A 12,349-nucleotide genomic window follows, 5' to 3' on the forward strand; every position below is an offset into this window, starting at 1 on the left:
TCCAAACCTCAATAATCGAGAAGTTTGGGGCGTTGGATTCCGCTTTAATTTATTGAAAGTGATGTTCATGTATGGCTGGTCTTATAACAAAGGTGGGGAATATGGGAAGAATAAACGGGTGTACAGTTAAAAATGCCGGTTTCCTGGGATCAGGAGCCGGTATTTTTTTGTAATGGAACCGGAGGAAAGGCGTATTAACTGTTGAATTACTTGGCCAGGTAATACATTGGCGAAAGGAGATTCTCAAGTGATGCAAGACCGCGCGCTGCTTCACCCTTTCATGCAGGAGGAGATCAGGGAAGAGACGGAAATAGACAGGCTGTTTACAGAGATTTTTGAAGCCTACTATAAACGGATTTTCAACTATATCGGCTATCGTGTGAGCAGCATTCATACGGCCGAGGATCTGACGAGTGTGGTGTTTGAGAAAATATTAAGCAAGCTGGATACGTATTCGCAAAACAAAGCTCCTTTTGAGGTATGGATGTTCGCGATCGCCAGAAATGTCGTGAACGACTACTACAGAAGGCAAAAAAGACGGCAGTTTTTCTCGCTGGAAGCGGTCAGGGAACTGGTATCAAGCAAAAAAGACCCGGAAAACCTGATCCTGCGGGAAGAGCGGAGCGACAAACTGATCGGTGCGCTGAACAAACTGGATGAAAGAGAGCGGAATCTGGTGGCGCTGAAATTCGGAGCCTGTCTCCGGAACACGGAAGTTGCCCAGATTACCGGGTTGTCCGAAAGCAATATCGGCGTGATTCTCTACCGTGCCATGAAAAAACTGAAAGCTGAACTTGGGAGTGTGGATCAGTTATGAGACTCAAAGGCAACAACGATAAGTTCTTGCGTGATATGGAGGCTTGCCAGCACGGTGCAGTTCCCGGTGATCTGGCCGATACAAAAGAAAACCGTGAGCTGCTGGAGCTCAGTCAAGCGCTGTCCGGCAAGGATTTCAGCCAATATTCCAACCGCAGCGCCGTGCTGTTTAAAGTACGGACCATGAACAATAAACAGGAGGCAAACACAATGAAAAATAAACGCGGATTCAAACGTCCTGCCATCGCGCTGAGCGCGACACTGGCTGCCGGAGTACTGAGCATAGCCATTGCCCAGCCTTCCTTTGCACAGGATATAGTAGATAAAGTGCTGGCTTCGTTCAATCTGGGACATATTGAGGTCGCACAGACAGAACCTCAGGCACAACCGGCAGAATCAACGGGCAAGCAGTCTGTTAAAAAGGAAGAGCGGGACCCGGACATCGCGGAGCATATACTCAGCATAAAGGACACAACGAAGCTGGCCGACTATGCCGACTTTCCGGTAAAGCTCCCGCAGTATTTGCCAGAGGGATACGCCTTCGACAGCGCGGAATTTTATCGTGACGCGGAGGAGGTAAGCGGCAAATATGTCACTCTCCATTTTACAAACGAGGAGACAAAAGGCAGTATCTACATGCAGCAGCGGCTGCCTGATGAAGAAACCGCGTACAGCACGGGTACGGACGGCAAGCTTGAGGAATTGCAGTTGAATGGCGTTAAAGCAATCCTGATGGATGACAGAGCTCTGCTTTGGGAAACCAAGGACGCATTATATTACCTCTCCAGTCGTAGTGTGGACAGAAACGAAATCATCCGCATTGCCGAGTCGATCCGCTAATTACTAAATCGAAAGACGTTTATTGGATTTACGCAATTTGCTCAATTCAAGATGATTGGCCGTACGGGATTTGGTCCTGTGCGGCTTTTTTCTATGGCTATCTATTTATCAGCCTCCCTTCAATGGTCCTCACTAAGCAAAAGAGGGAGCAGCTTGATACGTGTATGCGAATTGGACAGCCTTTGCGTTGCTAAGACGGACCCCAGCGACCTTAAACGGTCCATAACAGGGGCTGCAATCCTTACGTTATATTAAAACCTATACAATATTGACCGATATAGGGATATATAGAGATTTAATGGAACTATATGGATTATTGTTAAAAAATTAATACGGGCAGGTGGAACATGGACGGGAAGATTACGCTTAGCCAAATCGAAATTATGCCTTACCAATTGATACATCTTCATGAACTGAAAGTCGTAAAAACGGCGAACGATCATGCCCGCTTGATTTTTGCCGGGACGGTTGATGAAAACTTACGCGACTATTACATGAAGGCTTCGGATGAAGAGACGCAGGTGAAGGTTTTTGTTAAAGATGGGGAAGGGGGCCGGCATGCTCTGTTTCGGGGAATCGCCCTGGACGTTAAGGTCAAGACGGTTAACGGGATTAACTATATGACGGTTGAGGCCATCTCCCATACGCACCAGCTGGATATGAAGCGGCGGAAGCGGTCGTTTCAAAACCCGCGCCTGACCTATACCGAGTTAATCAAAAGCATTGTGGCGGAGTACGGAAAAGAAGCCGATGTGTTGGACGTCGCTTCCAGCGGCAAAGCGATCGGCACCTTTGTGATGCAGTACGATGAGACGGATTGGGAGTTTTTGAAGCGCTTGGCTTCCCATTTCTACTCACCGCTAATTCCGGCTGTCGGATACGGGGTGCCCAAGTTGTATTTCGGGATGCCGATGGGCTTAAGCAAGGGGGAACTGCAGGTCCATAACTACAAAGCCGTAAAAAGAGTCTCCGCCTACCAGACGGCTGCGGAAAACCGCATTCCCGGGGTACGGAACGAGGATTTTCTGCAATATGAGGTGGAGGCGGACAAGCTGATGGAGCCGGGGCATGAGGTGCTGTTTCAGGGGCGGCCGTGGCTGGTCGCCGAAGCGGTAAGCGAGCTGCGGCAAGGCTTGCTGAAGCACAGCTATAAGCTGAGCCCGCGCAGCGGACTGCGTCCGATCAAAATGTTCAATCGGGCGATTATCGGGGCGTCCATTCACGGCAAGGTACTGGCGGTGCGGAAGGACAAGGTGCAGGTAAAGCTGGATATGGACGAGCAGGTCGATCCGGCCACCGATTTCTGGTTTCCTTACTCGACCATCTATGCATCGGAGGGACAGACGGGCTGGTATTGCATGCCGGAGGTCGGCGACCAGTTGCGCATCTATTTTCCCAGCTACAAAGAGGAAGAAGGCTACGCGATCAGTTCGGTAAAACGGACAAACCCGGCTTCGGCACCTTTAAAAAGCCAGACGTCCGCAGCTGCGGCAGCCCCGGGAAAAGCGGCGGCAGCCTCAGCCTCCGAGCCGCATAGCTCAGACAATGGCGAGGATGTGATGGCCGATCCGGCGGTGAAAACGCTGCAAACGAAATACGGCAAAAAAATCGTGCTGGCCCCGGACAAAATCGTGATCTCCTCGGGCGGAATGTCCATCATCATCAGCGACAGCGAGGGAATTACGATCAAAAGCGACAAGGATATCGGCATTACGGCGGGTGGAGAGCTGGTATTGTCCTCCCAGATGCTGCAGCTGTCGGCGGACAAAATCGAATTATCCGGCAAGGGCAGCACCTTGTCTTTGGAAGAGGAGATTTTATTGTCCGGGTCGGAAATCAAAATGAACTGATGCGAGGAACGCCTATGAATAAGCAGGATGTGTTACGGCAACTTTCGGAAGAAAAAGTACTCCCTTTGCTTGGTGACTGTCTTCAGGAGGCGGAGCTGGAGTTTTTGCATAACCGGCAGCGGCTGACGGAACAACTGAAAGCGTCTTTTGCTGCGTTATGCCGCCAGGCTTCCGACATGCAGCAGCGTTCGCAAAAAGCGCCGATCGCCTATATTCATTATTCCATGCTGCGCACCTCCTTGCTGGATCAATCCTTTACGTATTTGCTAGCGGCCGATTCGCGCGAATTTTATTTTGACGAGGCCGAGTGTGCGGTTACGTATGACGCCGGCTGGGCCTACCGGAGTTATTCGCGCCTTTTGGCCGAATTGGAACGGGAAAGCAAGAAATATATGGGGCTGCTGAGCGGGGCCGATGCGGAGCGGCTGGCGCTCGAGTGCGCTCCCGCGTTTGACCAATACGTCACCGCTTTATTGCGGACAGCTATGCCTGAACTCGTAAAAGTTCCCGAGTTTGCCGCGCTCGACAAAGCTGACCGGCTGCAGATCAGGACGGGGGAACTGATGGACCGGGGCGAGATATTGTACTGGGAGGAGAAGCAGGCGGGCGAGGCGGAAAAAATACAGGCGCTTCTCGAATCGGATGAGGGGGATCGCGGAAGGCTGGCTTATGCCCATTTTCGCAGCTTGTCGTTAACCGGGCAAAGCTTTAACGGAAAGAAGATGCCGTATTCCGATTTCAGCCGGGGCTACCTTAGTTTCTGCCGCTTTGTGGAATGCAACTTGGTCGGGACGAGTTGGCGGGGAGCAAACCTAAACGGGGCGGAGTTCCGCGGAAGCCTGCTTACCGACGCCGATTTTACCGATAGCGATCTGCAGGGCGCGGTATTCGTGAATATCGGCCGGCTGGAGCCGCTGGATTCCATTTACCGCCTGCCGGGACTGCTGGGCTTGCGCTTCGATCGGGCTAGGCTGGACGGGGCGGATTTTACTGCGGCGGGTTTAAACGGAAGGGTCAGCTTTCACGAGGCTTCGCTGGAAGGCACGCGCTTTCGCGCTTTGGACCGGGAGAAATTGGACCTGAGCGAGGAGCAGGCAGGATCGGTTCATTGGATCGAATAGAGAGGGGATGATGAGGCTGCCTGACTATTTTGTGATGAAAAACGATCCGCGTATAGCACATAAACCGGCCGTGCTGCAGATCGACTTGTTGAAGAAGCCCTTTCATGAGCTGCCGCCGGTACAGGTGCTGGAAGCCAGGCCGGACCCCGCGATGGAAGCGGTGGACTGGATCGCCGATCCGGTACCGCTTTACTCGGACGCGCTGAAAAATATTGCGGAGAAATACAACATTTTTATCCGGTTCAAGAAGGTTTATATCGTTGATCCTTCATCCGGGAATGACCTGGTCTACTGGCTTGCCGATTATCCGTCCGTGGACGTGTTGTCGCCCGCTACGGAATACCACGTCCATGACGGGTCGGTGAAACGTCTGGTGCTGGACCGGGGCAAGCTGCGGGGGCATCACATCGTGCAGATTCGCGGACCGAGAAGGGGAGAAAGCTACCTTGCGATCAGCCTCCATGCCGCCGAGAGTTTTTTGCGCCGGGGGTTAAGCGGTTTTGTTTTGGAAAAGACCGAACTGGATGGAGGGTATGCTCTGTGACCGAATATTTGGATGAACAGTATTTGACGGCGTACAATCAGCGGCTGATGCACCGGAAGCTGACCGAGGCCGCCAACGACGATTCGTGGATGAGCGTCGGCATGGACGAATGTCTGGAAGGCCTGGAGCGGGGAACGATTGACTTGCGCGACGGACAAACGATCGGCGTCGCAGGGCGGAGCGCGTTGGGCGGACAGTTGGCGCTTTTGATGCCGGAATCGTTTCACCCTGACATTCCGATCGGGCAAGGGAGGCCGGATCCTACGCGCAGTTACTTTCTGGATCGCACGGCCGCCGCAGGCTTTGGAGTGAAATGGCTGGACATCAAGCTGGGTGAAGCGCAGCTGGAGGCGGTGCGCGATATGATGCTTACGAACAGCTTGTTTGCAAAACCGGAAATGAAGGTTCAGGGAAAGGGCGTTTACCCTGGGAAGAAGCAGCCGTTTGCTTATTATGAGGCGCTTTTTTTGGCGGGTGCCAAGCCCTTTTACCAGGTAGTGCTGGTTGGTTACTGTCAGCGTGAAATGGAAGGGAGCAGCGGAAAAGGATTGATGGCCAGTGTGCAGTTTCCTTTGCCGGAAGCGGGGCTTTATTATCCGCTTGCCTTTGCTATGGCGGGGGCGCTGCGCTGGGAAAAAGCCGAAAAGGAGGTCAGCCGATGAACCTGCAGCAATTATTAATGGCATACAGCTTCGGGGCGTTAAACGCGGAATATTCTTATGTGGTTCGGGGGGCCGAACTCGAATGCGATCGAGGGAATCGCCCGGGGGTGCTTAATTTGCCGCTCAGCCACGGCGTATATGTCAAAGGCAAGCCGGTGATGAATATTGCCGATTGCGTCTGCGGACCCGATGCCAACATTAGCAATGTGGGCGCTTTTGGCATGTGTAAATTGTTAAACAATATCTGCAAGCCGAAAATCGACTTCGGGTCGAAATGGACGGATGGCAAGGAGGATGTTCTGATCGAAGGGGAGCAGGCTCTGCTGAGCAAATCGACGCTGCGCTGCACATGTAAAAGCCCCGGGGGGATCATTACCATTACGAACGATGGGCAGGGCGGCTGATTTCTCGAGGGAAGGAGGGGAGGAACGTGGCTGCAACCACCGATAACGTCATTACATATGGGCAGTTAAAAATGATTTGGCCGTACGGTGCGCTCCGCCTGGTTGGGGTGGAACTTTGCCATACGGCCGGGGAACATGCGCGGCTAAGCATTCAAGGGAGCGCCGATCCGGCTGTGGAAGAGACGATCCTTAGGCAAACGAGTCCGGATGATTTGATCGAGCTTTGGCACACCGATGATGCGGGGCAGGATCAGCCGCTTTTTAAAGGGCAATTGTACGATATCGAAATTTCGAAGGCGATGGACCGGCTGAATATAAAACTGGCGGCGGTGTCGCACAGCTTCAAGCTGGACACGACACTACGGAACCGCTCTTTTCAGCATGTGGGTCAATCCTACGTCGAGGTCATTCGCCAAGTGATCGGCGGCTATCCCGGCGCGGATATGATCGATGAAGCGTTTGCCAAACGGGCGACCGGACGGTTTATCTTGCAGTATCAGGAGACGGATTGGAGTTTTTTGCAGCGTTTGGCTTCGCATGCCGGGGCGGTGCTGGTCCCGAATATTACGGCGCACCGGATTCAGTTCTGGGTGGGGCTGCCGCAAGGCCGGCGCCGCTTAAAGTTGGAAAATGTCCCCCTCGTGTACGAGCGGAAAATGATTCCGCTGGCATCGTTAAGCGCTGCAAATGAAGCTTCTGCGGGGGAAGAAGTTATTCGGCATACCGGGTATACGTTCGAATGGCCGGAAATTTTGCAGCTTGGCGATGAGGTGGAGTGCGGGGGAGTAACCTTTGCCATTTACAAACGCACGGCCCGGATGCGTCAGGGAGTTTTGACTTGGAGTTACGAGTGCGGACGTCCGGAAGGGCTGATCGTTCCGAAGAAATATAATTCCACGGTGATTGGCGCGGCGATCGAAGGGAAGATTTTACAAATCAGCCGCAACCAGGTGCGCATTCATCTGGATATGGACGAACGGCAGGATCCGAAAGATGCCCAGTGGTTCCCTTATGCCGCCGAAGGCAGTCAGGTTTGGTATATGATGCCGGAAATCGGCAGCCGGATCAAGCTGTATTTTCCCAGCGCGGACGAGGACGAGGCGATGGTCATTCAGTCGGTGCGGATGGAGCCTGCTCCAGCGTTTAAGCCTGTGGTTGGAGGAGCCGGGCGAGCGTTACCTGCGGAGAGTTTGCCGGAAAGTCCGGCTGACAAATATGAGCGCAAAATGCAGGACCCGGGCGTCAAATCGTTCGGCAACCCGCAAGGCAAAGAAATCGTGCTCGGCGATGCGGACTTGTTGATCAGCGCACAGGAAGATACCTTGTATATCGGGATGAACCAGACGGGCGGAGTTCGTCTTCAGAGCTCGCAAAAAATAAATGTCAGTACATCGAAAAGTTTGTTTTTGCGGGCGGGCCAGATCCGGGTGGAAGGAACGGACGGTCTTGATGTAGAAGCAAAGAACAGTAAGGCACAGCATAATGAATCCGCTGAATTCAGCGCACAGAAGGTCGAATTGGCCGGAAGTCTGCACCAAACGTATGAGAGACTCTTGTCTCCGTTTGAGCAGGTGCTTAAGGAGAAAGGGGCGGCATATGCCGTCGGGGAAGTTGCCCTAAACAATATTGGGGCGACCTTAAAAGGGGAATGGGATGGAGCCGTAGACTTCGTTAAAGGTTTATGGAACACGGCCAGCGATATCTCGGACGTGCTTTTGACGCAGCAATTTGGAGATCCTCTGGTCAGATCATACTACGGTCTGTTTACCGACGAAGAGGTCAAGCCGCTGGCGGAACGCAATGAGACGGTGAAGTCGGCCATCCATACGGGACAATACGTATTGGAAGCGGTGACGTTTCAAAAATCGGTCCCCGAGCTGCTGCATGATGGCGGAGAGACCTTAAAGGAGTTCGTTAACCCGTTAGTCAAATGGTGGAACAACGGCTTGCCGAACCCGCTCACCGACCGGGAAGACGAGAGCTATAAGATTGGGTATGACTCGATTGAAACTGCGGGTTTGGCGGTGGATATCGGCCTTACCGCTGCCGGAGGAGCCGGAGTCGCCAAAAAAGCCGCCAGCATGTTGAAGGCAAAAAGCGCGGCAGGCCGGGCCCTGGGGAACGCAGAAATGGGCGCGGCCGGTGCAGCCGGAGGCCTGGGGCTCGCAGGAAAAATGAAGTCACTTTTCACCGATGAACACGGAACTCCCAAACTGGGGGACGGCAAGCTAAAAACCGGAAGCTTCAAATCTTTGGAGCAAGCGGCGGAAGCTTTTGAGGAAATCCTGGAAGGACTCTCCATAAGCCTGCCAGGCTGGATGAGCGGCATGGGTGGAAGACGCCTCGGCTTCGCAGGCAATGGCGGGGGAGGCCTAGGACGTCATTTTGAGGTGGAGTATAATAATGATTACCGGAAACATCATGGTGGCGGGGGAGATGAGAGGAAGGATAGAGGTAATAAAGAGAGACAGGAAGAGGAAAGACGGCGAAGAGAAGAAGAAAAGAAAGAGAAAGAGGCTGAGGGGACGGGTAATAATCAGAGACTTATTCCTGGAAGCCCAGGTGTAGTAACTGGGGGTAATTCGACCAAATTAGGTAAGAATATGATGGAGGAAATGGGATTAAAACGTTCACAAAAATGGTCTGGTTATCAGGCTCAACACGTTATTCCTTCAGAAATGAAAGACCATGCAGTTATCAAAAAAATTGGAATGGATTTTGACCATGCTTCAAATGGGGTTTTCCTAAGAGTACCTGACAACCAGATTAGTCCTATGGCTAGACATCAAGGATACCATTCCGTTTATAATGAAGTAGTTGAAAGGGCATTAAATCGAATGGATATTAACGAAAGCGTCGATGTATTACAAAAGCAGGTTTTTGATTTGCAGAAGAATCTTAGGTACCTTCAAGAAAAAGGATTGCCTCTCTATCCTAACCAAGGAGCAACAGTAGAACTTTGGGAACGGAAATTGAGTCAATTGATGAAGTAGCTCCATTATTGTGAAAGGATGGAAAATAATAATGAATAGCGAGGAATTACAGTATCTAAAAGAACTGTTATACAATGAAGATATTCATAGTATTCGTGAAGGAGTCAAAAAAATAAAGAATCCAATATTTCTACATATATTTGCCGCTAACTATAACTGGAATAGTGGACTTGAAGTTCCTAAGGCTATTCTGGACAATGAAAATTGTGACTTTGGAACTGGTTTACTAATGTTTTATCGTGCTGATGGTTATCGTTTACTTGAATCAAATGATGCTATTTCGGGGTCTTCTTTTGGGGAGTGGAAAGAGTTCATTAACAACTTGTACAAGAAATTACTTGATGGCAACTTCTCAGATAAGAGTATTTCTTATGCTCCTCCATTAACAAAAGTACAGGTTTTCAAACTGAGAAAATCAAACCCTAATATTCCCGATGTCTTATTGGATAAATCTCCTGGTAATGACGTGGAAATTCCAGTCCTCTAGTATATCATGGGTGGGGCTACCCAGTGCCGAATGAACCAAGTTTTCATGAATAAAGATGTACGTACTGAATGTCTGTAAAAAGTATACCTAATTTAACGTAATAGCGTTATGCGAAACAGGTCAATTATGGTCAGATACCACCATAAAAGACCTGTTTTTTGTTATCTTCGTTTTCTTACGGTTTTTTCAAGTTGGTTTTTGCTCCGAAAACTCGTAAGAATACGCTGAGAATTGAAGCCTACCGGAAGTCGCTTGTTTACTTTCGTCATTGGCTTAAACAATCCGGGACTTTGCAACCAAATCTAGTATGCTGAAAGCGAAAAGTGCGGCAGGCCGGGCCCTGGGGAACGCAGAAATGGGCGCGGCCGGTGCAGCCGGAGGCCTGGGGCTCGCAGGAAAATGGAAGTCATTTTTCACCGATGAACACGGAGTTCCCAAACTGGGGGACGGCAAGCTAAAAACCGGAAGCTTGAAATCTTTGGAGCAAGCGGCGGAAGCTTTTGAGGAAATCCTGGAAGGCCTCTCCCTAAGCCTGCAAGGCTGGATGAGCGGCATGGGCGGAAGACGCCTCGGCTTCGAAGGTAATGGCGGCGGAGGCTTAGGACGTCATTTTGAGGTGGAGTATAATAATGATTACCGGAAACATCATGGTGGCGGGGGAGATGAGAGGGAGAGAAGGAAGGGTTCGGATGAGAGGATCGAAAAAGTTGGTAGTCACAATAAATTAACAGAACCATCATTACCTAAAGGCTCAAAAGTTACAGATCAAGAGCTTAAGTTGTTCGATTCCAAGAGAAAAGATCCTGGATATGAAAGGGAGGTAGATACATTTAAACTCTTAAAAGCTGAGGGATATGATATAACACCGTTAAAAGAAATACCTGGTGGAAATGGCTGGGGAATAGCACCTCAATCAAACCCAGACTTTATAATAGAGGGTAATGTATTTGATTGTTATTCTCCTCAAGGTATCTTATCAGATAATAAGGTTAGAGAAATATACAAGAAAACGAAAAAACAAGCAAATAGAATAATCTTAAATCTTGATGACTTTAATGTTGATGATATAGGCGACTTAAAACAAGGAATACTGAGAAAAGCTAACCCTAATGGTGATTTGAAAAATTTGAAGGAGTTACTTGTTGTTAAAGATGGTAAAATAACAAGATGGTTTTGGAAAGGAGATTAAATTGGAAATAACGTATTATTTTAAAAACCATTTTCATAATAGAGAGGAAATTGAAAGTTTTCTTCTGCATCAGGTAAAATGCATTGCTGGATCCGAAGGGAATTTCAGCTTTACAAAGCAAGAAGAAAGTGAGGAAGGTGAAGAAGATGATTTGTATGTTAAATGTCCATTCTTCAGCTTCAGTACTTCGCTTTATGATGTGAATAACATTTCTAGGGTCTATGATCTCCATATCAATTATAGTTTGTATTGCAGTGTACATACAGATGGAGAAAAGAAATTTCTAGAGTTTTTAAGTAATATGCTTAAAAGTTGCAGTGGAGATGCTTTGCTATTAATGGATTCAGAATATAGAGTATTGGAAAGAAAAAGGAATGTTTTATATGCAGACAGCCACTTTTTTAATGATGATCATAAGGTATTAAATCTTTCTTATAAGTTGGGAGTATATAAAAATTTCGTGTTACGAGTCGAAGGTAGTTTTGCCAAAGAAGAAATCAAACTGAAAAGTCTAGAAATTTTAGAAGACTCTGAGAATGAAGACAAGGCTAGGGTAGTAGAAGATTCTGATGACTCACCTGGAATTACTATCGTTTGGGATGATTTACAAATACATGCTATTAAGGTTCGAACTGCAGTAAATGTAATGTGCGATCATATTTTTACTTCTGATGATGTTGCGAGGTTAAAGAAGATGTTAAGCTTTTTTAAAAGCGTTACTACCAGATTTGCTGGAGATTATCAATTAACGAGAGTGCAGGGGTATTGGAGGGGATATCGTAAAGAAAGTGTACTTTTAGAAAGAAAAAATGGCAGAGTAACCGTTAATGACCAAGAAGAGGAAGCATATTTGTTGTACGGGTTTAATTTTAATTAAATGACGCATGTATTTTAGTATAAGATGTATGCACAGAATTATATGAGAAAAATATACACAGTTTTAACAGAATAGCATTACTTGAACAGGTCGATTATGGTTAGAACCACCAATATCGACCGTTTTTGTTTAGGGTTATGGAGGTTTATAAGGGGATGGCTCTAGAATACTCACTTATGTTAGAGGATATGCAACTATCTAATACCATGATTATTAGTGAGGTAGAAAAAAATGAAACCAAGCAAATTCGATTACTTTTTCCCTTCCTAAGTACAGCGTCAATATCTGTTATGGTGGAAGTGGAAAGCCCAGGAAGAACTAAATGTCGTCACTGCATCATGAGGGAGAACGAATTCATGAAAAGGATCATTGTCTTTGACTTTGATTTTGGTGAAATAGAAATTATGGCAAGCAGTTTTAAAGAATATTTAGAAAAAGCGCTCCGTGAAAAATTGAATATATAGTTTTATCAAGTCTGTATCATGGAGTTGAAGTTATTCATAATGATGGAAATAAAATTCCAAAAAAATAAGAGGTAATTCATATGGCGTGGCAATATCAAGATT

12 protein-coding genes are annotated in these 12,349 nt (G+C 48.4%); all 12 read left to right on the plus strand.

Annotation, left to right across the window (positions count from 1 at the left end; all coding sequences use genetic code 11):
• The first annotated feature begins 250 nt into the window (after window positions 1-250).
• Complete coding sequence (locus DYE26_RS04650; RefSeq protein WP_036622600.1) at window positions 251-817, plus strand: sigma-70 family RNA polymerase sigma factor; 567 nt, start codon at window positions 251-253, stop codon at window positions 815-817.
• The gene (locus tag DYE26_RS04655) at window positions 814-1,656 is read left to right on the plus strand and encodes a DUF4367 domain-containing protein (protein ID WP_051985414.1); all 843 of its coding nucleotides are present in this window, start codon (window positions 814-816) and stop codon (window positions 1,654-1,656) included. Before DYE26_RS04650 ends, DYE26_RS04655 begins: the two co-directional genes overlap by 4 nt.
• A gap of 347 nt (window positions 1,657-2,003) precedes the next feature.
• Window positions 2,004-3,506 carry a phage baseplate assembly protein V gene (locus DYE26_RS04660; RefSeq protein ID WP_036622602.1) on the plus strand — a complete coding sequence of 501 codons (1,503 nt, stop codon included), beginning with the start codon at window positions 2,004-2,006 and terminating at the stop codon, window positions 3,504-3,506.
• Window positions 3,507-3,520: 14 nt separating this feature from the next.
• Complete coding sequence (locus DYE26_RS04665) at window positions 3,521-4,627, plus strand: pentapeptide repeat-containing protein (protein WP_036622604.1); 1,107 nt, start codon at window positions 3,521-3,523, stop codon at window positions 4,625-4,627.
• A 10-nt stretch (window positions 4,628-4,637) separates the two neighbouring features.
• Window positions 4,638-5,171 carry a hypothetical protein gene (locus DYE26_RS04670; protein WP_051985415.1) on the plus strand — a complete coding sequence of 178 codons (534 nt, stop codon included), beginning with the start codon at window positions 4,638-4,640 and terminating at the stop codon, window positions 5,169-5,171.
• Entirely contained in the window at window positions 5,168-5,833 is a 666-nt protein-coding gene (locus tag DYE26_RS04675; RefSeq protein WP_036622606.1) for a hypothetical protein, read from the plus strand. Before DYE26_RS04670 ends, DYE26_RS04675 begins: the two co-directional genes overlap by 4 nt.
• Window positions 5,830-6,237, plus strand: a complete 408-nt coding sequence (locus DYE26_RS04680; RefSeq protein WP_036622608.1) for a DUF4280 domain-containing protein — start codon at window positions 5,830-5,832, stop codon at window positions 6,235-6,237. Before DYE26_RS04675 ends, DYE26_RS04680 begins: the two co-directional genes overlap by 4 nt.
• 26 nt (window positions 6,238-6,263) lie before the next feature.
• On the plus strand, window positions 6,264-9,230 hold the full coding sequence (locus tag DYE26_RS04685) for an AHH domain-containing protein (protein ID WP_082207754.1): 2,967 nt from the start codon (window positions 6,264-6,266) through the stop codon (window positions 9,228-9,230).
• Window positions 9,231-9,261: 31 nt separating this feature from the next.
• Window positions 9,262-9,717, plus strand: coding sequence for a DUF4274 domain-containing protein (locus DYE26_RS04690; protein ID WP_036622610.1), 456 nt, complete (start codon window positions 9,262-9,264; stop codon window positions 9,715-9,717).
• A 355-nt stretch (window positions 9,718-10,072) separates the two neighbouring features.
• On the plus strand, window positions 10,073-10,906 hold the full coding sequence (locus DYE26_RS04695; RefSeq protein ID WP_051985416.1) for a CdiA C-terminal domain-containing protein: 834 nt from the start codon (window positions 10,073-10,075) through the stop codon (window positions 10,904-10,906).
• Between the two features lies 1 nt (window position 10,907).
• Complete coding sequence (locus tag DYE26_RS04700) at window positions 10,908-11,783, plus strand: hypothetical protein (protein WP_036622612.1); 876 nt, start codon at window positions 10,908-10,910, stop codon at window positions 11,781-11,783.
• A 155-nt stretch (window positions 11,784-11,938) separates the two neighbouring features.
• Window positions 11,939-12,247, plus strand: a complete 309-nt coding sequence (locus tag DYE26_RS33725; protein WP_036622615.1) for a hypothetical protein — start codon at window positions 11,939-11,941, stop codon at window positions 12,245-12,247.
• The last annotated feature ends 102 nt before the right edge of the window (window positions 12,248-12,349 follow it).

This window comes from Paenibacillus macerans, assembly GCF_900454495.1.
Lineage (GTDB): Bacteria > Bacillota > Bacilli > Paenibacillales > Paenibacillaceae > Fontibacillus > Fontibacillus macerans.